General features: G+C 65.3%; 23 protein-coding genes. 11 read left to right on the top strand and 12 right to left on the bottom strand.

Translation table 11 applies throughout. The features are described from left to right. The first annotated feature begins 185 nt into the window (after positions 1 to 185). Entirely contained in the window at positions 186 to 1,208 is a 1,023-nt protein-coding gene (locus tag AWB83_RS11950; protein WP_087045579.1) for a DUF2891 domain-containing protein, read from the top strand. 6 nt (positions 1,209 to 1,214) lie between these two features. Here the strand turns inward: AWB83_RS11950 and AWB83_RS11945 are convergent, their stop codons facing one another. After that, entirely contained in the window at positions 1,215 to 1,535 is a 321-nt protein-coding gene (locus AWB83_RS11945) for a YnfA family protein (RefSeq protein ID WP_087045576.1), read from the bottom strand. A 187-nt stretch (positions 1,536 to 1,722) separates the two neighbouring features. Here AWB83_RS11945 and AWB83_RS11940 point away from each other — a divergent pair, with 187 nt between their 5' ends. Beyond that, positions 1,723 to 3,015 carry an MATE family efflux transporter gene (locus AWB83_RS11940; RefSeq protein ID WP_087045574.1) on the top strand — a complete coding sequence of 431 codons (1,293 nt, stop codon included), beginning with the start codon at positions 1,723 to 1,725 and terminating at the stop codon, positions 3,013 to 3,015. 1 nt (position 3,016) lies between these two features. Here the strand turns inward: AWB83_RS11940 and AWB83_RS11935 are convergent, their stop codons facing one another. Continuing rightward, entirely contained in the window at positions 3,017 to 4,099 is a 1,083-nt protein-coding gene (locus AWB83_RS11935) for an alpha/beta fold hydrolase (RefSeq protein ID WP_087045467.1), read from the bottom strand. Positions 4,100 to 4,265: 166 nt separating this feature from the next. Between AWB83_RS11935 and AWB83_RS11930 the strand changes: the two genes are divergently transcribed. From AWB83_RS11930 to AWB83_RS11920, 3 genes are all read left to right on the top strand, one after another. Then, positions 4,266 to 5,024, top strand: a complete 759-nt coding sequence (locus tag AWB83_RS11930; RefSeq protein WP_087045465.1) for a DNA/RNA non-specific endonuclease — start codon at positions 4,266 to 4,268, stop codon at positions 5,022 to 5,024. After that, positions 5,017 to 5,277: a hypothetical protein gene (locus AWB83_RS11925; RefSeq protein WP_087045463.1), complete on the top strand. Its 261-nt coding sequence runs from the start codon at positions 5,017 to 5,019 to the stop codon at positions 5,275 to 5,277. The genes AWB83_RS11930 and AWB83_RS11925 overlap by 8 nt, the downstream gene beginning before the upstream one ends. Before the next feature lie 67 nt (positions 5,278 to 5,344). Continuing rightward, on the top strand, positions 5,345 to 5,860 hold the full coding sequence (locus tag AWB83_RS11920; protein WP_167389102.1) for a methylated-DNA--[protein]-cysteine S-methyltransferase: 516 nt from the start codon (positions 5,345 to 5,347) through the stop codon (positions 5,858 to 5,860). A gap of 16 nt (positions 5,861 to 5,876) precedes the next feature. Here AWB83_RS11920 and AWB83_RS11915 read toward each other — a convergent pair whose 3' ends face one another. After that, on the bottom strand, positions 5,877 to 6,521 hold the full coding sequence (locus AWB83_RS11915; protein ID WP_087045459.1) for a DUF2968 domain-containing protein: 645 nt from the start codon (positions 6,519 to 6,521) through the stop codon (positions 5,877 to 5,879). Between the two features lie 787 nt (positions 6,522 to 7,308). On the opposite strand from AWB83_RS11915, the gene AWB83_RS11905 reads away from it, so the two are divergent. The 3 genes from AWB83_RS11905 (at position 7,309) to AWB83_RS11895 (ending at position 9,523) form a co-directional block, all read left to right on the top strand. Further along, complete coding sequence (locus tag AWB83_RS11905; RefSeq protein ID WP_087045455.1) at positions 7,309 to 8,817, top strand: ATPase domain-containing protein; 1,509 nt, start codon at positions 7,309 to 7,311, stop codon at positions 8,815 to 8,817. Next, a complete protein-coding gene (locus AWB83_RS11900) occupies positions 8,814 to 9,170 on the top strand; it encodes a response regulator (RefSeq protein ID WP_087045453.1) in 357 nt (118 codons plus the stop codon). The genes AWB83_RS11905 and AWB83_RS11900 overlap by 4 nt, the downstream gene beginning before the upstream one ends. Positions 9,171 to 9,268: 98 nt before the next feature. Next, complete coding sequence (locus AWB83_RS11895) at positions 9,269 to 9,523, top strand: CsbD family protein (RefSeq protein WP_087045451.1); 255 nt, start codon at positions 9,269 to 9,271, stop codon at positions 9,521 to 9,523. 70 nt (positions 9,524 to 9,593) lie between these two features. Here the strand turns inward: AWB83_RS11895 and AWB83_RS11890 are convergent, their stop codons facing one another. From AWB83_RS11890 to AWB83_RS11870, 5 genes are all read right to left on the bottom strand, one after another. Continuing rightward, positions 9,594 to 10,301: a hypothetical protein gene (locus tag AWB83_RS11890; RefSeq protein WP_087045449.1), complete on the bottom strand. Its 708-nt coding sequence runs from the start codon at positions 10,299 to 10,301 to the stop codon at positions 9,594 to 9,596. Positions 10,302 to 10,312: 11 nt separating this feature from the next. After that, positions 10,313 to 11,101, bottom strand: coding sequence for a fumarylacetoacetate hydrolase family protein (locus AWB83_RS11885; RefSeq protein ID WP_087045447.1), 789 nt, complete (start codon positions 11,099 to 11,101; stop codon positions 10,313 to 10,315). A 77-nt stretch (positions 11,102 to 11,178) separates the two neighbouring features. After that, positions 11,179 to 13,386, bottom strand: a complete 2,208-nt coding sequence (locus AWB83_RS11880) for an acetate--CoA ligase family protein (protein WP_244197681.1) — start codon at positions 13,384 to 13,386, stop codon at positions 11,179 to 11,181. A gap of 103 nt (positions 13,387 to 13,489) precedes the next feature. Continuing rightward, positions 13,490 to 14,758 carry a formyl-CoA transferase gene (gene frc / locus AWB83_RS11875; RefSeq protein ID WP_087045445.1) on the bottom strand — a complete coding sequence of 423 codons (1,269 nt, stop codon included), beginning with the start codon at positions 14,756 to 14,758 and terminating at the stop codon, positions 13,490 to 13,492. Positions 14,759 to 14,798: 40 nt separating this feature from the next. Beyond that, a complete protein-coding gene (locus AWB83_RS11870) occupies positions 14,799 to 16,565 on the bottom strand; it encodes a thiamine pyrophosphate-binding protein (protein WP_087045443.1) in 1,767 nt (588 codons plus the stop codon). Positions 16,566 to 16,932: 367 nt separating this feature from the next. Here AWB83_RS11870 and sucC point away from each other — a divergent pair, with 367 nt between their 5' ends. From sucC to AWB83_RS11855, 3 genes are all read left to right on the top strand, one after another. After that, positions 16,933 to 18,132 carry an ADP-forming succinate--CoA ligase subunit beta gene (gene sucC / locus AWB83_RS11865; protein WP_087045441.1) on the top strand — a complete coding sequence of 400 codons (1,200 nt, stop codon included), beginning with the start codon at positions 16,933 to 16,935 and terminating at the stop codon, positions 18,130 to 18,132. Positions 18,133 to 18,145: 13 nt separating this feature from the next. Further along, positions 18,146 to 19,018, top strand: a complete 873-nt coding sequence (gene sucD / locus AWB83_RS11860; protein ID WP_087045439.1) for a succinate--CoA ligase subunit alpha — start codon at positions 18,146 to 18,148, stop codon at positions 19,016 to 19,018. Between the two features lie 115 nt (positions 19,019 to 19,133). Continuing rightward, the gene (locus AWB83_RS11855) at positions 19,134 to 19,526 is read left to right on the top strand and encodes a hypothetical protein (RefSeq protein WP_087045437.1); all 393 of its coding nucleotides are present in this window, start codon (positions 19,134 to 19,136) and stop codon (positions 19,524 to 19,526) included. Positions 19,527 to 19,595: 69 nt separating this feature from the next. Here AWB83_RS11855 and AWB83_RS11850 read toward each other — a convergent pair whose 3' ends face one another. The 4 genes from AWB83_RS11850 to AWB83_RS11840 form a co-directional block, all read right to left on the bottom strand. Continuing rightward, positions 19,596 to 20,339: a GntR family transcriptional regulator gene (locus AWB83_RS11850; protein ID WP_087045435.1), complete on the bottom strand. Its 744-nt coding sequence runs from the start codon at positions 20,337 to 20,339 to the stop codon at positions 19,596 to 19,598. After that, complete coding sequence (locus AWB83_RS36065; RefSeq protein ID WP_143750040.1) at positions 20,329 to 20,550, bottom strand: hypothetical protein; 222 nt, start codon at positions 20,548 to 20,550, stop codon at positions 20,329 to 20,331. Before AWB83_RS36065 ends, AWB83_RS11850 begins: the two co-directional genes overlap by 11 nt. A gap of 111 nt (positions 20,551 to 20,661) precedes the next feature. Next, positions 20,662 to 21,675, bottom strand: a complete 1,014-nt coding sequence (locus AWB83_RS11845) for a 2-dehydropantoate 2-reductase (protein ID WP_087045433.1) — start codon at positions 21,673 to 21,675, stop codon at positions 20,662 to 20,664. Between the two features lie 159 nt (positions 21,676 to 21,834). After that, positions 21,835 to 22,791 carry a LysR family transcriptional regulator gene (locus AWB83_RS11840; protein WP_087045431.1) on the bottom strand — a complete coding sequence of 319 codons (957 nt, stop codon included), beginning with the start codon at positions 22,789 to 22,791 and terminating at the stop codon, positions 21,835 to 21,837. Positions 22,792 to 22,798: the final 7 nt, after the last annotated feature.

Raw genomic sequence — 22,798 nt, 5'->3', positions numbered from 1 at the left:
CGGAAGCCCGCCGAGGCTTGTCCCAAAAGCATTCGCCGGCCTTGTAGCAGCTTTATGCACGTCTTTCGAGATGACTACGAAAGCCCGGCGCGATCGTCGATTTAGGTAATTACCCTGAGAAGAGACCTTATCGAGTTTTTATCGATAAAGTCTCGGAATCGATGACCCGCACACGCGAGGACCGCATGAACCAACACGCACCGATCGCCCTCGACGCCGCGCTCGCGTCGAAATTCGCGCAAGTCGCGCTCGGCCACCTGACGCGCGAGTATCCGAACAAACTGGATCACGTCATGGCGAGCGCGGCGGACGTGCAGAGCCCGCGCGCGCTGCATCCGGTTTTCTACGGCAGCTTCGACTGGCATTCCTGCGTGCACGGTTACTGGCTGATTGCGCGCCTGGTCGGGCGCTTTCCCGATTTGCCCGAGGCGCCGCGGATGCGCGCCGTGATCGACGAGCATTTCACCGATGCGAACGTCGCGGCCGAAGTCGCCTATCTGCAGCGCCCCGCCGCGCGCGGCTTCGAGCGGCCCTACGGCTGGGCGTGGCTGCTCGCGCTGGCGGGCCAGCTTCGCTCGATGCAGTCCGGCGACGGCGCGCGCTGGGCCTGCACGCTCCAGCCGCTCGCCGATGCGTTCGTCGCGCGCTTCACCGAATTCCTGCCGAAGTCGACCTATCCGCTGCGGGTCGGGACGCACTTCAACATGGCGTTCGCGTTGACGCTCGCGCTCGGTTATGCGCGCACGGTGAAGGATGCGGATTTCGAGCGCCTGCTGACGGAAACGGCCTTGCGCTGGTTCGAAAAGGACGCAGGCTGTCAGGCATGGGAGCCGGCGGGCGACGAGTTCCTCTCGCCGTCGCTGATGGAAGCGGTCCTGATGCGGCATGTGCTGCCGGACGGGCGCTTCGTCGGCTGGCTCGACCGGTTCTTGCCGCGACTGGCCGAACGCGAGCCGGCAACGCTTTTCACGCCCGCCACCGTCACCGACCGCAGCGACGGCAAGCTCGCGCACCTCGACGGCCTGAATCTGAGCCGCGCGTGGTGTCAGCGTACGATCGCGCGGGCGCTGCCGGCGGGCGATGCGCGCATCGCGGTGCTCGAGGCCAGCGCGAACGGGCATCTGGCCTCGGGCATCGCGCATGTCGCAGGCGACTACATGGGCGAGCACTGGCTGGCGACGTTCGCGCTGCTCGCGCTGGAAGCCTGAGGCGTTTCAGACCCGCGGCTGAAACGCGATCACGCCCATGCCGACGAGCGCGATCGCCGCGCCCGCGAGATCCCACGCCGTCGGCCGGATGCGGTCGACGGCCCACAGCCACGCGATCGCCACGCCGATATACACGCCGCCGTACGCCGCATAGATGCGTCCCGCCGCCGTGTCGTGCAGCGTCAGCAGCCACGCGAACAGCGCGAGCGACAGCGCGCCTGGCACGACGAGCCATGGCGAGCCGCCCTCCTTGAGCCATCGATAGGGAAAGTAGCAGCCGGCGATCTCGGCGACGGCCGTCACGACATAGAGCGCGAATGTTTTCATGACGCGCATTATCGGCTCTCGTGCGAGGTTGCGCGGCCCGCGTCCGCTCCGGACAATGACGCCTTTGCCATGAAACGCGCGCACGAACGCGCGTTCGACCTACGTGCAGACCGCCCCGCAAGACCATTCGAACGAAGATGCCCCGCAGGAAGCCGCGCTGCCCGTGCACTGGCACAAGCGCGTGTTGATGCTCGCCTTTCCGATCGTCCTCGCCAATCTCACGCAACCGATTCTCGGCGCGGTGGACACGGCCGTCGCCGGCCATCTCGACGGGCCGCAGTACCTGGGCGGTGTCGCGCTCGGCGGGCTGGTGTTCAGTTTCGTGTTCTGGGGCTTCGGCTTTCTGCGCATGGGCACGACGGGACTCGTCGCGCAAGCCTTCGGCGCCCGCGACGACGAAGCGTTGCGCGCGAGCGTGCTGCGCGCGCTGCTGCTCGCGTTCGCCATCGGCGCGGCGGTGCTGGCGCTGCAGGCGCCGATCATCCGCTATGCGCTCGCCGCGCTGGGCGGCAGCGTCGCCGTGCAGGACACCGCGAACGCGTATTGCCACGCGCGCATCTGGGCCGCGCCGTTCGCACTCGGCAACTATGTCGTGCTCGGATATCTGCTCGGCTGCCAGCGCGTGCGGCTCGCGCTCGTCACGCAGATCTTCATCAATCTGGTGAACATCGTCGCGGTCCTGCTGTTCGTGTATCGCTTCGGCTGGGGCATCGCGGGCATCGGCGCGGCGACCGCCGCCGCGGATTTCTGCGGCTTCGCGCTCGGCCTCGCGATACTCTGGCACTTGCGTCCGCGCGGCCTTCCGCGGCTCGCGCCGCGCGCACTCCTCGATGCGCACGCGCTCCGGCGTCTCGTCGCGATCAACCGCGACATCTTCATCCGCACGATATGCCTGCTCGGCTCGTACGGCTGGTTCGCGCATCTCGGCGCGCGTCAGGGCGATGCGATCCTCGCCGCCAACGCCGTTCTGCTGAACTTCCAGACCTTCATGTCCTTCGGGCTCGATGGCTTCGCGCACGCCGCCGAGGCGCTGGTGGGCGCGGCGGCCGGCGCACGCGACCGTCACGCGTTCCGTCAGGCGGTGAAGGTCACGATGCTCTGGTCGGCGGTCGGCGCGGCCGGCTTCTCCATCGTCTACTGGATCTGCGGCGAGTGGATCATCGGCAGGCTCACCGATCAGGCGGTGGTGCATGCGGCGGCCGTGCGCTATCTGCCGTGGGCGTCGATTCTGCCGCTCGCGTCCGTCGCGGGCTTTCAGCTCGACGGCGTGTTCATCGGCGCGACCCGCATGCACGAGCTCATGAAAGCGATGGCCGTCTCGCTCGCGGTGTTCCTGCTCGCGGCGTGGGCGCTCGCGGGAGCGCTCGGCAATCACGGGCTGTGGCTCGCGCTCACTCTCTTCATGGTGGCGCGCGGCATCACGCTGGCGGTTCAGGTGCCGGCGATCGGGCGCGCGGCGTGCGCGCCCGAACGAAGCTGAGTCACTCCGCTTTCGGCTTCAGCGCGGCAAGGCCGTCGAGCAGCGCCTTGTGAAACGCGGCTGGATCCTGCATCTGCGGCGCGTGCCCGAGTTCCGGAAACTCGACGAGCTTCGCCCCCTCGATGCGCTCCTTCGCCAGCTTCGCGAGATCCGGATAGCGGCCGAGCGTCGGGCGGATTTCCGGCGGGGCGAGGTCCTTGCCGATTGCGGTGTTGTCCTTGTCGCCGATGAGCAGCAGCGTCGGCGTCTTCAATTGGTCGAACTCGTAGACGACCGGCTGCGTGTAGATCATGTCGTAGAGGAGCGCCGAGTTCCACGCGACGATGTCCTTGCCCGGCCCGCGATACATGCCCGCGAGCATCTGCACCCACGGTTCGTAGTCGGCACGCCATTGTCCCGAGTAGTACGTGCTCGTCTCGTAGCGGCGGATGCCGTCGGCGCTCGTCTTCAGTTCGCGCGCGTACCAGTCGTCGATCGAGATGGACGGCACGCCCTTCGCCTTCCAGTCCTCGAGCCCGATCGGATTGACGAGCACCAGTTGCTCCGTCTCGCGCGGATACATGAGCGCGTAGCGCACGGCGAGCATGCCGCCCGTCGAATGCGCGATGAGCGTCGCGCGCGACACCCCGAGCGCGGCAAGCAACGCATGCGTGTTGCGCGCGAGCTGCTGGAAGCTGTACTGATAGCGCGCGGGCTTGGTGGACTTGCAAAAGCCGATCTGATCCGGCGCGATCACGCGATAGCCCGCATCGGTCAGCGTTTCGATGGTCTGCTTCCACGTCGCCGAACAGAAGTTCTTGCCGTGCAGCAGTACTGCCGTGCGGCCGTTCGGATGCGGCGGATGCACATCCATGTAGGCCATGCGCACGACCTGACGCTGCGACGTGAGCGCGAAGCGCGCGACCGGATACGGATAGTCGAAGCCCTCCAGCTCCGGGCCGTAGGCAGGGCCATCGTTGCCGCCCGGCTGCGCGGCGGACGCTTCGTCGGCGCATGCCTGAGACGCGACGGACATCGCGAGACACGCCATGAAAGACAACATCAGGGATCGGACGACGGACAGCTTGCTGCGCGTGGGATTCATGTTCGAATTTCGAGATGACGTCGGCCCGACGCATTCTAGCGCGCCTGAATTCGATGCGCCCCCGCGCGCCGCCACCTGCCCTTATACTTTGCGGCCCCGATCGCCGCGCAAGGATGCGACGCGGCGGCATGGATTCACGCATCGCATTCAGCACGGACCAACCAGCATGCAATTTCGCATCAAGGCATTCGCCGCCGCGCTTCTCGGCCTGGCGTGCCTCAGCGCCGCCGCGAGCGAGTGCCCGCAGTTCAGCCCGAACGGCCGCGAACCCGTCGTCGTCAATTCGAAGATGCGCGCGGCCACGCAGGAAATCTGCTACTCCGACTTCGCCCTGCTTCACTCCGGCATCACGCACGGGCCGCTCTGGTCGGCGGAACATCTGACCGCCCAAGGCATCGATCAGGCGAAGAACAACACGCGCACCAATCGCTTCTTCGTCGAGAAGCGGCTGCCGCCCGGCGAAAGCGCGCAACTCGCCGACTACAAGAGGAGCGGCTTCGACCGCGGCCACATGAGCCCCGCTGGCGATCGCGCAAGCAAGAAAGGCATGGCCGAATCGTTCTCGCTCGCGAACATCGTGCCGCAGGATCCGTCGAACAACCGGCGCATCTGGTCGCGCATCGAGGAAGCCGTGCGCAGGCTGACGGAGGAATCGGGCGAAGCCTATGTCGTCACCGGACCGCTCTTCTCGGGACGCCAGTTGCAGACGATCGGCGAGTCGCGCGTGTTCGTGCCGTCGCAGCTCTACAAGGTGGTCTATCTGCCGCAGCGTCAGATCGCGTTCGCCGTCGTGGTGGAGAATACGCCGACCAGCACGTACACGATGAAGACCATCCGCGAGCTCGAAGCGATGAGCGGCCTCGCGTTTCCCGGCATACCGGACGGACTGAAGGACCAGCGAATCGGAGGACTGAGAGGTGTTTAAGCCATTTGCGAACGATACCGACGTGATGAACATCGCCGGCGATGCGATCAACATCGTGAACGGCAAGACCCGCCTGACGATCAGCGGCGATCTGACGATCGCCCGTGACAAGGCCGGGCTCGCGAACGCGCTCGCGTTCTACAAGGCCCTCGGCGCGATCGTGGAAAACCTGCAGAACGATGCGTCGTTGCCCGCGAAGCTGCCGGACGAGCCGGGCGCGCCGACCGGCACCGCCGACAACCCGTTCATTTGACGCGCTCCACAATGGTGCAGGCGGAGAGCGGTCGCACGCCGGACCGGCGGCCGCGCGGAGGATCGAAGTGATCGAATGTCATGTCGGCCCGAGCCCGCTCGGGCACATCCTGTATCGCGCCGAGAACGACGCACTGACGGGACTGTTTTTCGTCGGCCAGAAGCATTTCCCCGCCGGCGTGCCCGAGCCCGCGCTGTCCGAAACCGCGCCGGCATCGCGCGTGATCGCGGTGGCGCGCGAGCAGATCGGCGAGTATTTTGCCGGCGCGCGCAGGGAATTTTCCGTCGCGTTGCGGCTCGGCGGCACCGATTTTCAGCGGCGCGTCTGGGACCTGCTGCGGGAGATTCCTTTCGGCGACGCCTGGACTTACGGTGATCTCGCCCGCAGGCTCGGTTTGCCGCCCGGCGCCTCGCGCGCGGTCGGCGGTGCGAACGGGCGCAATCCGGTGGCGATCATCGTGCCGTGCCACCGCGTGATCGGCGGCGACGGAGAGTTGACCGGATACGCCGGCGGCGTGGAGCGCAAGCGTCATCTGCTCACGCTCGAAGGCGGGCCGGGACGCGAGCAGCTCGCATTGTTCTGAACAGTCCGCGGCCGCCTCATTTCGACGGCACGGGAAGATCGCCGTCGGCCTGCTTCTGCAGCGCCTGAACCCGCAGTTGCAGCGCGCGCAGCTGAGCCTGCGCGGCGGCCTGTTCGGTGCGCAGCTCGCGAATCGCGTTCTGCTGCTCCTGCTGATGATCCGCTACCTGGCTTTGCTGCGCGTGAGCGATATCGAGATCCGCCTGCAGGCGATTGGCGCGTGCCTGCTGAGCCGCGATCTGCCTGTCGGCATAGGCCGTTTCCGCTTCCAGCCGGATGCGCCGGATTTCCGCGTCGGCGAGCGTCGCGGTCGATTTCGAGAAATCCGAATAGACCGCCTCGGCGCGCACGTCATTCTGCGTCTTGAATACCCGCCAGAATTTATTCTGCTGAAACAGCGCGACGTAATAAATCATTATCTCGGGATAATACGAAAGCGTCGCGCCGTAGCTGCCGTTCAAGGTCCTGCGCAGCTCGGTGATTTTTCCGGCGGAGATCAACGCCTCGAGTTCGGCGACATCGCCATTGGTCGCGGCACCGGGATTTTCCGGACCATTCGCTGATTGCTCGGGGCGCGTATCGCCCGCAGCCGAAGCCGGCGTGAGCGCGGCAAGCAAAATGGCCGCGCTCAGCGCGATTTGTGCAATTACAAGACGCTTCATTGCGATTATCCCGTATCGACAAAGCATGTCGCCCGGAATGGATTATGACTTTCAAAACCCGTCATTTCCAGACGATCGAATGCTTTATTCGAACGCGATGAACGCGCGCAAATTCAGAGCATCAGTCGGCCCTTGAAACGGTCGTTCGGCGACCGTGTTTCACGGGCGCTGCGCATGGTGTCGCGCGGCTTGAAGATGTTGGTGTCCGACGTATCGCCGGGCATGCGCGAAAAAATCCCGCTGTCGGCCTGAAATACGAATGGCGCCGCCGAAAGAATGCGCGCATCGGGCAGCGGCTCGCTTGCATGAACCGAAGCGGAAGATGCGGCGAAAAAGGCCAAAAGGCAGGCAGCGAGCGCGAGAGCGCCCGGAATCGAGTGCGAACGGTACATGGCAAAGAGAAGGCAAAGAACGGCGCGGTCAGCGCCAGGATGGAGCAGCCGGAAAACGCGCGGCGCCCGTGTACGACATGGTTCGCTATTTCAACAGTTGTCGGGCCGGCTGACCATGAGAGGGTTCTCAATTGCGTCTGATGCGCGCTGATTAACGAAAGCCGCCGAACGAGCGGCGCGCCGGGCGGGCGTGAAAAATGCAAACGAGAGGTACTCGCCTGGTTATCCGGACACGGCGGAGGCGCACCCCAATGGAGCGTCCGGACGAGCCGAGAAGCACGGACGAACGCGCGCGCCGCGGGTATGACGGGATGGCCAGCGAACACAGCTTGACCAGAAACAGCCATAATTCGCCTTCGCCAGAAGCCGGTCCGCCAAGTAAAAACGAAAATGCCATGATTCAAGACGACAACCTATCGACCGATCCCGCCAGGCAACCCGTCGACAACGGCAACGTGACGACCGGCGTCGCAGGCCTCGACGACATTCTGGGCGGCGGCCTCGTCGAAGGCGGCCTGTATCTGATCGAAGGGATGGCGGGCGCGGGAAAGACGATCCTCTCCTCGCAGATCGGCTTCCACCGCGTGAATCAGGGCGACATGGTGCTGTACATCACGCTGATCGCGGAGTCGCACACCAAGCTCCTGTCGCATCTGAAGGGGCTGTCGTTCTACAACGCCGACGCCATTTCGGACCGCATGCTCTTCGTCTCGGGCTATCACGAGCTGATGCGCGACGGCCTCTCCGGCTTTCTCGCGCTGATCGCCTCGACGATCAAGACGAACCGCCCGCGCTTCATGGTCATCGACGGATTTCGCAGCGCCCGCGAGTTCAGCTCGACCGAGCTCGAGCTCTCGCAGTTCATCCATGAGCTCTCCGCGTTCGTGAGCGCCGCGCGCTGCACGACGCTGATCCTCGCACCGCTCTCGGGCAACGAGCCGCATCCGGAGCACACGCTCGTCGATGGGCTCATCGAACTGAACCGCTACAACACCGGCATGCGGCGCGCGCGCGAAATCGAGGTTCACAAGCTGCGCGCCCGCGATCACCTGCTCGGCAAGCACTTCTTCAAGATCACCGAGGAAGGTCTGGTGACCTTTCCGCGCATCGAGTCGTCGGCGGCCAACGAGCAGGACATGCCGGACTTCAAGAGCCGGCTCGGCTTCGCGTTTCCCGATTTCGACCAGATGCTGGGCGGCGGCGTCGTGCGCGGCTCGACGACCACGCTCATCGGGCCGTCGGGCGTCGGCAAGACGCTCCTGTCGCTCAAGTTTCTGCAGGCGGGCGTCGACCGGGGCGAACGCTGCGTCTATTTCGGTTTCTACGAGTCGCCGGAGCGGCTCATCGCCAAGGCGCAGTCGATTGGCATCGATCTCGCGCCGGCCCTGCAGGACGGACGGCTCACGGTCCACTGGCATCCCGCCGTCGAACTGGCCATCGACGAGCTCGCCGTGGAGCTGATCGGCGCGGTGCGGCGCGCCAAAGCGTCGCGGCTCGTGGTCGACGGCGTCGACGGATTCCGTCAGTCCGCGAACCGCACGGAGCGCTTCGGGCTCTTCTTGAACGCGCTTTCGCACCGTCTGCGCGAGGCCGGCGTCACGACCGTCCTCACGGAAGAACTGCCGCTCTACGGCGATTCGGGGCCGCCCATCACGCTGCGCGCCTCCGCGATGACGGAGAACATCGTGCTGATGCGCTATGTCGAGGCGAACTCCGCGCTCTATCGCATGGTGTCGATCGTGAAGCAGCGCGAGGGCTCGCACGATTCGACGATCCGCCGGCTCACCATCGACTCGCGCGGCCTGCATATCAGCGAAGGCTTTATCGGCCCGACGGGTCTGCTGTCCGGACACCCCTCGCTGCCGCCCGCGCTTTCCGTGTCGGACCCCGGCGCGCGCGCATGAAAAAGATCCTGGTCGTCGACGACGAATTCGACATTCTGACCACGTGGCGGCTCGTGCTCGAAATGGAGGGCTACGAGGTCGCGACCGCGTCCAACGGGCGCGCCGCGCTCGACTCCGCGCGCTCCGATCCGCCCGCGCTGGTCATCACCGACTGGATGATGCCGCACATGGACGGCGTCGCGCTGATCCACGCGCTCGCCGCGAGCGATGGCCTCGGCCACGTGCCCGTGATTCTCATGAGCGCGGCACCGAATGCGCCGGTGCTCGAGCATCCCCATGCGCAGTTCCGCAGGAAGCCCCTTTCGATCGACGATCTCATCGACGCCGTCAAACGCCTGATCGGCCCGCCTTGAACGAAGCTGGGCACGCGGCGTGCTGCTCAGGTGCGCGCCGGCGTGGCCGGACTGACGAAGGACTTCAGAGAAACCGCTCAAACGAAACGGGAGGCACCATGGTGCAGGATCAGGTGGAAGGCGCGGCGCAACAGGTCGCCGGCAAGGTGCAGGACGCGGTCGGCGCGCTGACGGGCGATGAACAGATGCAGGCGGAAGGCAAGGTGCGCCAGGCCTTCGGCAATCTGCAGCAGAGCTACGGACAGACGGTCGACAACGTGCGCACGGCCGTCGTGAGTCAGCCGATTCAGGGCGTGCTGATCGCTGCGGCGGTCGGCTTCGTGCTCGGCGCGTTATGGAACCGCGATCGTTGACGCGGCTCGCGCTGCGCGCGCGAGGTATCGATGACGAAGCCGGCGCGGGATCGCGCCGGCTTCGTTGTTTTCAGGGCGTCTCGCGCGCAAGGCTCACGAACGACGAGGATTGCGCGCATCCGATGGCGAGCGCCACGGCGGCGACGACGAGCGCGCCGTTCGTGCCGCCGTGCGCCGCTGCGATCGCCAGTCCGGATGCGGCAGCGCCGCTCATGAGGCTCGCGGCCGGCGCAGCCGCACCGCCGCCGATTGCGAGCGACAAATGCGCGCCGATGAGCGCGACCATCGCGACGACTGCCACCACAGCCAACGCACCCGGCTGAGCGCCCAATGCATATGCGAGCGCCGCGCACGCGCCGGCGGCCGCGAGATGCAGCGGCGCGCGGCAGACGCTTTCCCGCCGCCGCGACGAATTTGGAGTTCGTTGCAATGCCAGGCAGCCGAGCGCGGTGATCGCGCCGCCCGTGAGCACGGCAAGCGCGCCGTTCAGGCGCAGCGCGTCCGGTAGCAGCCACGCGACGAAAGCGAGCGTGACCAGCGAAGCCTGCGTCGAAGCGGGCAAGATGAACGCGACTCGCCCGGATCGAAACGACACGAGGCCCGCGAGAGCCGCCAACACAAAAGCGGCGACGATCGGCGCGATCGCGCTCGGCCCGCCGTTCACGAGGCAGGCCACGACGACAGCCGCACCGGCCAGCCACGACATACGCGAGCGCGGCAACGGTCCCGCCGACATCGTCGCGAGCACGCACAGCGCGCCGGCCAGAGCATCGGACATGCGTCGCTCCTTCAGGCGGCCAGCACGTTCGACAGCGTGCCGATGCCCGTGATCGACACATCCACGCGCGCGCCGTCCTTGATCGAGCCCACGCCGATCGACGTGCCGCACGCGATCACGTCGCCGGGCACGAGCGTCATGTCGTGGGAAAGCAGGCTCACCTGCTCGGCGGGCGAGAAGATCATGTCGTCGAGCGGATAGTTCTGGCGCTCCACGCCGTCGAGCGTCGTCACCACGCTGGCGCTGCGCCAGTCGAAGCCGTTGCCCGGCGTGACGATCGCGGGACCGAGACACGTGAACGTGTCGAAGCCCTTCGAGCGGCACCATTGCGCGAAGTTGGGATCTTCCTGCAGAAGCTCGATCGCCGTGACGTCGTTCACGCAGGTGTAGCCGAAGATCGCGGCTTGCGCTTCCTCGACCGACGCGCCGCTCACCGTCTTGCCGATCACGATGCCCAGTTCGCCCTCGTACGCGATCTTGCCGTGATAGCTCTTCGGCCGGCGAATCGACTCGTTCGGCCCGATCACCGACATCGGCGGCTTGATGAGAAAGAGCGGATGCTGCGGCGGCGCCTTGTCGAGCTTCTGCGACAGCGCGTAGTAGTTGTTCCACAGCGCGACGACTTTGCTCGGCTCGCACGGCGCGAGCAGCGTGAGATCGTCGGCGGCGAAGGAGATGTCGGTCGGGCGCGGGCGGTCGAACATCGCGCCGTCGTGCTGCACGACGCGGCCCGAGTGCTGATCGAGCGTGCCGAAGCCGATGCTGCCGTCGGCGTCGCGAAAACGGATCCAGGTGGTCACTTTTCAGCTTCCTTCGAGTGTCGTTGTGAAGGGCGCGGACATGCGTGGCCCGCGCCCCTGTCCCCTCCTCCTTGCTCTTAGATCTGCCCTGCGCCGCGCGCCCACTTGTACTTCGCGCCGAGCACCGCGACGGGCAACTCGGTCGAGTACGCGTAAGCGGGCACGCCATGCTCGTAAAGATACTCCGCCGCCTCTTCCACCTGAACGTCGCCCGCGAGCGACGCCACGATCGGTTTTTCGATGCCGAGCGCCTTCATCTCCTCCTTCACCTCGATCACGAGCTTCGCGAAGACCATCGGCGGCGTGATGATCGTGTGCCAGTAGCCGAGGATGATCGAATGGATGCGATCGTCCTTCAGGCCGAGCCGGATCGTGTTCTTGTACGTCGTCGGCGGCTCGCCGCCCGTGATGTCGACCGGATTGCCCGCCGCGCCGAACGGCGGGATGAACTTGCGGAACGCGGCGTCGAGATCGTCGGGCATCGTCATCAGCGAGAGACCGTTGTCGACGCACGCATCCGACAGCAGCACGCCCGAGCCGCCCGCGCCGGTGATGATGACGACGTTCTCGCCTTTCGGCGTCGGCAGCTTCGGAATGCCGCGCGCGAATTCGAGCAGATCGCGCAGCGAGCGCGCGCGGATCACGCCGCATTGCTGGAATACGTCTTCATAGATCTTGTCGTTGCCCGCGAGCGCGCCGGTGTGCGAGCTCGCCGCGCGCGCGCCGAGGCTCGTGCGCCCCGCCTTGAGAACCACGACCGGTTTCTTCTTCGACACGCGCTTCGCGGCTTCGGCGAACGACCGTCCGTCCTTCAGGTCCTCGCAGTGCTGCGCGATGATCTCGGTGTTGTCATCCTGCTCGAAGAAGGTGAGGAGATCGTCTTCATCGATGTCCGACTTGTTGCCGAGACCCACGATCGCCGACACGCCCATCTTGGCCGAGCGAGAAAACCCGATGATCGCCATGCCGATGCCGCCCGACTGCGACGACAGCGCGGCCTTGCCCTTCACGTCGTATGGCGTGCAGAACGTGGCGCAGAGATTCTTCGGCGTGTAATAGAAGCCGTAGATGTTCGGACCCATCATGCGGATGTCGTACTTCCGCGCGATCTGCACGATCTCTTCCTGGCCTTCGTGATTGCCCGTCTCCGCGAAACCCGACGGAATCAGCACGGCGCCGGGAATCTGCTTCTCGCCGACTTCGACGAGCGCCTGAGCCACGAACTTCGCCGGAATCGCGAACACGGCGACGTCGATTGTGCCGGGCACGTCCTTCACGCTCTTGTACGCCTTGCGGCCCATGATCTCGTCGGCTTTCGGATGGATCGGATAGATCGCGCCCTGATAGCCGCCGTTGATGAGGTTCTTCATCACCGAGTTGCCGATCTTGCCGTCCTCGTTCGACGCGCCGATCACCGCGACCGCATCCGGCTTCATGATGCGGTTCATCTGCCTGACGATCTGCTCCTGCGTCGGCCGATAGCGCGGCGCGGCCGGCTCGAAGTCCATCACGATGCGCACGTCCGCGGCGACCGCGCCGTTCGGGCTCGCGAAGACCGGGTTCAGGTCCATCTCGGAGATCTGCGGGAAATCGTCGACGAGACGCGACACGCGCTCGATCAGCGTGATGAGCGCCTCGCGATGCACCGGCTCCGAGCCGCGCACGCCGCGCAGCACTTCCGCGGCCTGGATGCCGTCGAGCATCGATGCGGCTTCCTCGCGCGTGACGGGCGCGAGCCGGAACGTCACGTCCTTCAGCACTTCGACCAGCACGCCGCCGAGACCGAATGCGATCAGCTTGCCGAACGACGGATCGGTCACCGCGCCGATGATCACTTCCTGACCCGCGCCGACCATCTGCTGGACCTGCACGCCGACGAGCGTCGCGTTCGGGTCGTACTTCTTCGCGTTCGCGATGATCGTGTCGAAGCCCGTGCGCACGTCGGCTTCATTCTTCACGCCGACGAGCACGCCGCCCGCCTCGGTCTTATGGAGGATTTCCGGCGAGACGATCTTCAGCACTACCGGAAAGCCGATGAACGATGCGAGCTTCGCGGCATCCTCCGCCGACTTCGCGACGCCTTCCTGCGGCACCGCGATGCCGTACGCATCGCAGACGAGCTTGCCTTCCGGCGCGGTGAGCGACGTGCGGCCTTCGGCCTTCACGCGGTCGAACACTTCCGCGACGCGCCGCCTGGCGTCGGGTGCGTGCAGCGGTACGACCGGCGCCGCGTGGGTGGAAGAGTTGGCGGCTTCGCTGCGTTCCTGGACAACCGTGCTGTTCATTTGGCGTGTCTCCGTTATCAGGTGTCGGTCTTTTCTGGACGTGACGATCCGCGCCGCCTCTCGTCGAGGCGGCGGGCATGCGTGTCTGCGTTTCAGGCGGGTCTCAGATCGCGCCGAGGCTTCTCAGCGTGGCGATCTGGTCAGGCGAGTAGCCGAGTTCCGCCATGACTTCATCCGTGTGTTCGCCAAGGAGCGGCGAGCGCACGACTTCGGTCGGGCTGTCGGACAGCTTGATCGGGTTGCCGACCGTGAGGTACTTGCCGCGCACCGGATGATCCACTTCGACGACCGTCCCGGTCTTGCGCAGCGACGGCTCCTCGGCGATTTCCTTCATCGACAGGATCGGGCCGCACGGGATGTCGTGCTTGTTGAGGATTTCCATCGCCTGGAACTTGGTCTTCGACATGGTCCAGCGCTCGATCTCGTCGAAGATCTGCTTCAGATGCGGCAGGCGCGCGTTCGGCGTCTTGTAGTCCGGATGATCGATCCACTCCTCCCTGCCGATCACCTTGCAGATCTCGCCCCAGACCGGCGCCTGCGTGATGAAGTAGATGTACGCGTTCGGATCGGTTTCCCAGCCCTTGCACTTCAGGATCCAGCCCGGCTGGCCGCCGCCCGATGCGTTGCCCGCGCGCGGCACCGCTTCGCCGAACGTGCCGTTCGGGTATTGCGGATACTCCTTCATCACGCCGGTGCGCTCGAGCCGCTGCTGATCGCGCAGCTTCACGCGGCAGAGATTGAGCACGCCGTCCTGCATCGCGGCGAGCACCCTCTGGCCGCGCCCGCTCGTGTTGCGCTGATACAGCGCCGTGACGATGCCGAGCGCGAGATGCAGGCCCGTGCCCGAATCGCCGATCTGCGCGCCGGTGACCGTCGGCGGGCCGTCGTCGAAACCGGTCGTCGAGGCCGCGCCGCCCGCGCATTGCGCGACGTTTTCGTAGACCTTGCAGTCTTCATACGGCCCGGGCCCGAAACCCTTAACGGACGCTACGATCATCCGCGGGTTCAGCTCCTGGATGCGCTCCCACGTGAAGCCCATGCGATCGAGCGCGCCCGGCGCGAAGTTCTCGACGAGCACGTCGCACTTCTTCACGAGCGTCTCGAGCACCTTCTTGCCCTCGGGATTCTTCGTATCGATGGTGATCGAGCGCTTGTTGTGGTTGAGCATCGTGAAGTAGAGGCTGTCGGCGTCGGGAATGTCGCGCAACTGCTCCCGCGTGATGTCGCCCGCGCCCGCGCGCTCCACCTTGATGACGTCCGCGCCGAACCACGCGAGCAACTGCGTGCAGGTCGGTCCCGACTGAACGTGCGTGAAATCCAGGATGCGCACGCCGTCCAGTGCCTTGCCTGAAGTGTTCACCTTCACCGTCATGGCTGTCTCCCAAGTCTTGCGATCGTTTATAGGTTCACATTTATTTGTACATCGTCTGCGCCATCGTGCCCGGCGCGTAGACGGTCGGATCGACCCAGATGTTGATGACCGCGCTCTTGCCCGTCTTCGCGACCGACTCGCGCGCCCGTTGCAGCGCGCCCGCGATCTTCGACGCCTCGCGCACTTCCTCGCCGTAGCCGCCGAGCATTTCGGCGAAGCGGCCGTAAGGCACGTCCGACAAAAGGTTGCCCACGTTGCCGCGTTCCTCGCCGTACTTCGCGAGCTGGCCGTAGCGGATCTGGTTCATCGCGGAGTTGTTGCCGATCACCGCGATATACGGCACGCCGAAGCGGTTCGCGGTTTCCATGTCGAAGGAGGTCATGGAGAACGCGCCGTCGCCGTAATAGCAGAGTACTTCTTTCTCCGGATTGGCAAGACCCGCCGCGATCGCGAAGCCCGTGCCGACACCCAGCGATCCGAGGGCGCCCGGATCCATCCACTGGCCCGGACGGCGCGGACGCACGGCCTGCGCGGAAATCGTCACGACATCGCCGCCGTCGCCGATGTAGATCGTGTCGTCGGAGAGGAACTGGTTGATTTCGTGCGCGACGCGGTACGGATGGATCGGGCTCGCATCCGACGTGAAGAGCGGCATCAGCTTCGCGGTCGCGGTTTCCTCCAGCGCCGCGAGCTCGCGCATCCACGCCTGGCGCGCCTGACGCTTGTCGTTCTTGAGACGGCCGGTCGACGCCTGCAGCACCGCGCCGAGAATCGCGCCCGGATCGCCGACGAGGCCGAGATCGATATCGCGGTTCTTGCCGACCGTGCGGTAATCCATGTCGATCTGCACGAGCTTCAGATCGCGGCTGATGCGCTTGCCGTAGCCCATGCGGAAGTCGAACGGCGTGCCGACGATCACGATCAGATCCGCCTTCGCGAAAGCCTGCGAGCGCGTGCGGTCGAAGTGATGCGGGTCGCCCGGCGGCAGCAGGCCGCGGCTCGCGCCGTTGAAGTAGCCGGGAACGTCGAGGCCGCGCAGGAGCGCGATCGCTTCTTCGTGGCCGCGCGCGGTCCACACCTGCTGGCCGAACAGAATCGCCGGGTGCTCCGAGTTCACGAGCAGATCGGCCAGTTGCTCGATCGACTGCGGATCGCCGACCGATTTCGTCGATGCGCGATAGCGGCCCGGCTGCGGAATCACGGCCTTCGTCATGTCGATTTCACGGTCGAGCACGTCGCGCGGAATCTCCAGATACGCAGGTCCCGGCGCGCCGTTGAAGGCTTCGCGCGCGGCCATCGAGATCATGTCGGCGACGCGCTCCGTGCTCGGCACGGTCGCGGCGAACTTGGTGATCGGCGCCATCATGTCGACGTGTGGCAGATCCTGCAGCGAGCCCATCTTGTGCTGCGTGAGCGCGCCCTGCCCGCCGATATGGATGATCGGGCTTTCCGAGCGGAACGCCGTGGCGACGCCCGTCACCGCGTTCGTGCAGCCGGGGCCGGCCGTCGTCACGACGCAGCCGAGCTTGCCGGTCTGGCGCGCGTAGCCGTCGGCCGCATGCGCGGCGACCTGCTCGTGACGCACGTCGATGATGCGGATGCCCTCGTCGACGCAGCCGTCATAGATATCGATGATGTGACCGCCGCACAGCGTAAAGATCGTGTCGACGCCTTCGTTCTTCAAAGCGCGAGCGACCAGATGGCCGCCCGAGATGACTCCCGCGCCGCGCGTCTTCGCTTTTAGCGTGTCTTCGGCGGTGGTGGTGGCTGGAGCGACTTCGGGGCGGCTGCTGACGACTTCGGACATTGTTGTCTCCTCCTCGATGGGGTGGTGTGTGAGGCTCCCGTGACGTCGCGCTGCGTCCGGTTGCTGTGATATACAATATTCCACACACAGTATTAGTCAACTGTAGTCCGATCGATGAAAACCCTGTGATGCGTCGCATCATCCGATGAAAGGCTTTCTAATACTAGCTTCCGGACTTCTCCACGCTGCAATGCAACAAGCGCTGTATCCCTCTCTTCTCCGTTAAACATCCATTTAACGTCTTGAAAGCTGCGCGCCGAAAGTTTTTTGCACGCCGTGAAATCTGATATACAGTATTTCAGCGCGCCACTTCGTGACGTTTTTTTGTGGCTCGCACTCATTCCCATCAGAGGATTCAGGAGACGCAATGAACATCCACGAATATCAGGCGAAGGCGCTGCTGCGTAAGTACGGCGTCGCGGTTCCGGAGGGCCGCGTCGCCTTTTCCGCGCAGGAAGCCGCCGACGCGGCGAACGCGCTGGGCGGACCGGTCTGGGTCTTGAAGTCGCAGATTCATGCCGGCGGCCGCGGCGCGGGGCGCTTCTCGAACGACCCGGACGGCAAGGGCGGCGTGCGCGTCGTGAAGTCGGTCGACGACGTGCGCGAGAACGCGCGGAAGATGCTGTCGTCGGTGCTCGTGACGAAGCAGACCGGACCGGCGGGCAAGGAAGTGAAGCGTCTGTATGTCGAGGAAGGCTGCGACATCGCGCGCGAGCTGTATCTCGGGATGCTGGTCGATCGCGCCACGTCGCGCATCACGATCATGGCGTCGACCGAAGGCGGGATGGAGATCGAGGAAGTCGCGCATCGCACGCCGGAGAAGATTCTCAAGGTCGCGATCGATCCGGCGACCGGCCTGCAGCCCTTTCACACGCGTCAGATCGCGTTCGGGCTCGGCTTGAGCGGCAAGCAGGTCGGCGCGGCATCGAAGTTCATCACGGCGCTGTATCAGGCGTTCGTCGATCTGGATGCGTCCATCGTCGAAGTGAATCCGCTCGTCGTGACCGGCTCCGGCGACGTGATCGCCCTCGACGCCAAGCTCAACTTCGACGACAACGCGCTCTATCGCCACCCCGACATCGAAGCATTGCGCGATGAAGACGAAGAGGATCCCGCCGAAATCGAGGCGGCGAAGCACGGCCTAAACTACGTGAAGCTCGACGGCAACATCGGCTGCATGGTGAACGGCGCGGGCCTCGCGATGGCCACGATGGACATCATCAAGCTCTACGGGGGCGAGCCCGCGAACTTTCTCGATGTCGGCGGCGGCGCGACCCAGGAGCGCGTCGCGACCGCGTTCAAGCTGATCCTGCGCGACCCGAAGGTCCAGGGAATTCTCGTCAACATCTTTGGCGGCATCATGCGCTGCGACGTGATCGCGCAAGGCGTCGTGGCCGCCGCGCGCGAGGTCGACCTGCGCGTGCCGCTCGTCGTGCGCCTCGCCGGCACGAACGTCGATGCGGGCCGCGAAATTCTGCGCACCTCCGGCCTCACCATCATCCCCGCCGAAAATCTCGCGGATGCCGCCGACAAGATCGTCAGCGCCGTCGCCGCCGCACGACACTAAAGAGGAAGCCAACATGAGCGTTCTGATCGACAGCAACACGAAGGTCATCTGCCAGGGCTTCACGGGCGCGCAGGGCACGTTCCACTCGGAACAGGCGATCGCCTATGGCACGCGCATGGTCGGGGGCGTGACGCCCGGCAAGGGCGGCACGACGCATCTGGACCTGCCGGTGTTCGACACCGTCGCCGACGCGGTCGCGAAAACCGGCGCGGATGCCTCGGTGATCTATGTGCCGCCGCCCTTCGCCGCCGATGCGATTCTCGAAGCCATCGACGCCGAAGTGCCGTTCATCGTCTGCATCACGGAAGGCATTCCGGTGCTCGACATGCTGCGCGTGAAGCGCGCGCTGTCCGGCTCGAAAAGCCGGCTCGTCGGGCCGAACTGTCCGGGCGTCATCACGCCGGGACAATGCAAGATCGGCATCATGCCGGGTCATATCCATCAGCCGGGGAAGATCGGCGTCGTGTCGCGCTCCGGCACGCTGACGTATGAGGCCGTCGCGCAGACGACCGCCGCCGGACTCGGCCAGACGACGTGCATCGGCATCGGCGGCGATCCGGTGAACGGGACGAACTTCATCGACTGCCTCGCGCTCTTTCTGGAGGACGACGCGACCGAAGGCATCATCATGATCGGCGAGATCGGCGGGTCCGCGGAGGAGGAAGCGGCGCAGTTCCTGAAGGACGCGCAGACGAAGAAGCCGGTAGTCGGCTTCATCGCCGGCACGACCGCGCCGCCCGGACGCCGCATGGGGCACGCGGGCGCGATCATCTCCCGCGGCTCGGGAACGGCGAGCGCGAAGATCGACGCGATGAAATCGGCGGGCATCCATGTCGCGGACTCGCCCGCCGCGCTCGGCGAGACGATGGTGCGTGCGATGCGCTAGGCGTCGGGCCGCAAGGCAACGCCGTTCCGTTGCCTTGCGGCACACTTTTTGTCATTCGTCCGGTGGCTGCGCCTTAGACTTCGGCTTCCTTCCGAACCGAGCTTCACGTGCTCCGATGATCCGTCTGTTTTACGTCGCCGCCGCAGTTCTGTTGATTTCCGCCTGCATCGAACAAGCCCTGGCACAAGCCGTGTCGCTCTCGCCGGGCATCGCCGAAGCGGCCTCGTCACCGCGTTATTCCAGTTCGCTCAGCGCCAATGTCAATCGCGCGTCGGGGCCGACGGTCACGCAACAGCAACTGCAAAGCGAACGCTGCGCTTCGCTGAAAGCTTCGATCGATTGGGTGCAGAGTCGCCCGACCGAGCCGCACGATCCCGGCAATTCGAACTACCGGAACTTCGTGAGCAACTCGTGGGGAGGCGCCGACAACCAGCGTTCCCCGGACCGGCCGAACGAACTGGAGCGACAAGCCACGATGCTGGGCTGCCCGAAGGACACGTCGAAATAGCACACGGACAGAAAAAAGCCGCGTGGCAAAAACCACGCGGCTTCTCATTACTGATACTTCGGCAGGAAATCAATCCAGAAAGTCGCAATTCGCCTCGACGAACGCCGCCAGATCGAGCGAGTGCTGCTTGACGAGCCGCTCGACCAGCTCCGTGTCGCGCTTCTCCAAGGCCTCGATGATGCGCATGTGATCGACGATCGAGCGCGACGCCCGGTCGCTCTGCGAGATCGTCATCTTACGAATCGCGCGCACGTGCACGAAGATGTTCTTGATCGTGTCGAAGATGATTTCCGACTTCGACAGCCGCACGATCGCGGAATGGAAGGCGATGTTCGCTTCCGAATACTCGTCGATATGCTCGGCGGGCGTGGAATCGCGGAAGTTGTCGAACATGTGGCGCAACTGGGCGATTTCCTCGTCCGTCGCGCGCTGCGTCGCGAGCCGCGCCGCCATGCTTTCCAGCGCCGCCCACATGTGGATCATCTCGACGATCTCGCGCTTGGTCTTGCGCAGGATATAGACGCCGCGGCGCGGCACCGTGCGCAGAAAGCCTTCCTGCTCGAGCAGCGTCATGGCCTCGCGGATCGGCGTGCGCGAGACGCCGAGCGCTTCGGTCAGCTCTTTCTCGTCGAGACGGATTTCTTCCCGCGAGCGGTAGATGTCCGCCTCGGCAATCGCCTGCCGCAGTTTCGCGTACGCCTGGTCGCGCAGCGAAACCGTGGCATTGATCGGTTCCAGCGAAAGCGTCAGCCCTGAAGTACGTACATCGGGGCGAACTTCCGGCCTGTCTACGGATTGAGTATCAGATGGCATTGATGGCTTGATTTCCCAAGTGCGGACGGCCAGCGTCGACACGCTTGCCCGAACCGCCGTTCTGGTCATCCGCCGCGAGACCGGCGAAGCGACCGTGATCCTGTGCGCGCTGCAGCATGCTCTGCGGCACCGCCGACGCAATCATAAACGTAACACCCACACCCACGACAACCAGCGCGAATCCGACGACAACCAACAGGGCGATGCTCATTTCAGGCTCCGGTTAAATCACAAGAGCCCTCAGTATATGCTGCAATGCAGCAGCACGCAACATATTTTGCATCTTGTATATCAGAAACAACGCTGGCGCCTTGTCTGCAGTTTAGGCGGCTTTTTGCGATTGCGGGAGAGGAAGCGGCTTCGCCGTGCCCTGATTCACGCCCTCGCGCAGCTTGATCAATGCGAGAACGGCATCGAGCATCGGCGTCTCGACGTGCACCAGACGGCCGATTTCCTGCACGACGGTCATCAGCGGATCGATTTCCATCGGGCGTCCGGCTTCGCAGTCCATCAGCATCGAGGTCTTGTGCGCGCCCACCGCACCCGCGCCGTTGATGCGCCGCTCCACGTCGACGCGGAAGTTCACGCCGATCTTGTCGCCGATGGCCTTCGCCTCCAGCATCATCGCCTTCGAGAGCGCGCGCGTGCCGGGATCGCTCGTCAGGACGTCGAGCGTCGCGCCGGTCAGCGCGCTGATCGGGTTGAAGCACAGATTGCCCCACAGCTTGAGCCAGATCTCGTCGCGGATGTTGTCGCGCATCGGCGCTTCCATGTCCGCCTTCGCCATGATGTCGTGCAGCGCCTGGAGACGCGGCGTGATTTCGCCGCCCGGTTCGCCGATCGGGAATTTCTTGCCGTAGTGATGTTCGATGACGCCCGGCTCCGCGATCTCCGCCGCGGGCAGCAGCACGCAGCCAATCGCGCGCTCCGGCCCGAAAACGTCCCACTGCCGCCCGCCAGGATCGACGCTCTGCAGCTTCGTGCCCTCAAGCTCGCCGCCGTGCTTGTAGAAGTACCAGTAAGGCAGGCCGTTGACCGCGGTGACGATCGCCGTTTCCGGGCCGAGCAGCGGAGGAATCAGATCGACGACGCCGGGTATCGAGTGCGCCTTCAGCGCGATGATCACGAAATCCTGCGGGCCGAGCTCGGCGGGATCGTTCGTGCAGCGCACCTTGATGACGTGCTCTTCCCCATCGATCCGAAGCCGCACGCCGTTTGCCTGCATGGCCGCGAGATGCGGCCCGCGCGCGACGAAACTGACATCGGCACCGGCGCGCGCCAGTTGCGCTCCCATATAGCCGCCGATCGCGCCGGCGCCGTACACGCAGATTTTCATGGTTCGTCTCCTGAGGGTTGTAGCCTTATAACCTCTGATATACAAGATACTACATTCCGTATTGGGTAAGAACAAGGCGAATCGTGCGCTCGCGGCCGAGCGAAAACCCGCATGCGCCGGGTGCGCCGCGGGTCGCTATGCGGATCGGAAATGCGACGATCAGGCCTCGACGGCCTGGCCCGTGCTGAGAGTATGCGACGAGGACTCGATGAAGTGTGACCAGACGTTGGCCGCGCTCGCGCGCAACGCGCGGCTTCTGCGCCGCACGAGCATGATCGTGCGCGAGGCCTCGGGGACGAGCGGGATGAAGCGGATTTGAGCGCTGTCGCACGCGCTGCCGGCGTGCATCGGCAGGATGCCGACGCCGAGACCGGCCGCGGCCATGCGCGCGACCGCCGCGGGTTGCGTGAGCCGCTGACGCACGGCGCCGCTCACGCCGTGCAGCGCGAGCGCGGCTTCGATGGCGGCGAGGCTGCCGGTGTCGTCGTCGAGAAGGAGGAGCGGCGTGCCGCGCAGTTGCTGCCAGTCGAGCGGCGCGGCTGCACTCGACCGATGCGACGCGCCGACGACGGCCGCGAGTCCATCGGAGAAAAGGGGCTCGGCCGCGAGTTCGTCGAGATTCTCCGGCGCAATGACGACGCCCAGTTCCGCCTCGCCCGAGCGCACGAGCTGCAGCACGGCGTTCTGCGGTCGATCCATCACGACGACCGTGATGTCCGGCAGACGCTCGCGGCACGTTGCGAGCATCGCGGGCAGCACGCTCGCCGTCAAACCGCAGCTGCTCGCGAGATTCACGACGCCCGGCTCGCTTCCCTCGTGCGCGCGCGGCCGCAATGTCGCCTCCAGTTCCTCGACGAGCGGAGCGATGCGCCCGAGCAGCTTGCGACCGGCCTCGGTGAGGGCGACCTGGCGCGTGGTGCGATCGAAGAGCCGCAGCGAGATTTCCTCTTCGAGTTCGCGGATGCCGCGGCTGACCGCCGATTGCGTGATGCCGAATTCATCGCCCGCGCGCGTGAAGCTGCGATGGCGCGCAAGCGTGACGAACAACCTCAGTTGATGCAGCGAAACGCTGAGCGATGGTGCGGCATGCGCATTCCTGTCGGGTTGATCGCGCATGCCGTGC

It is taken from the genome of Caballeronia ptereochthonis, from assembly GCF_001545075.1.
Taxonomy (GTDB): Bacteria; Pseudomonadota; Gammaproteobacteria; order Burkholderiales; family Burkholderiaceae; genus Caballeronia; species Caballeronia ptereochthonis.
This window is presented reverse-complemented; position numbering and strand designations above follow the sequence as displayed.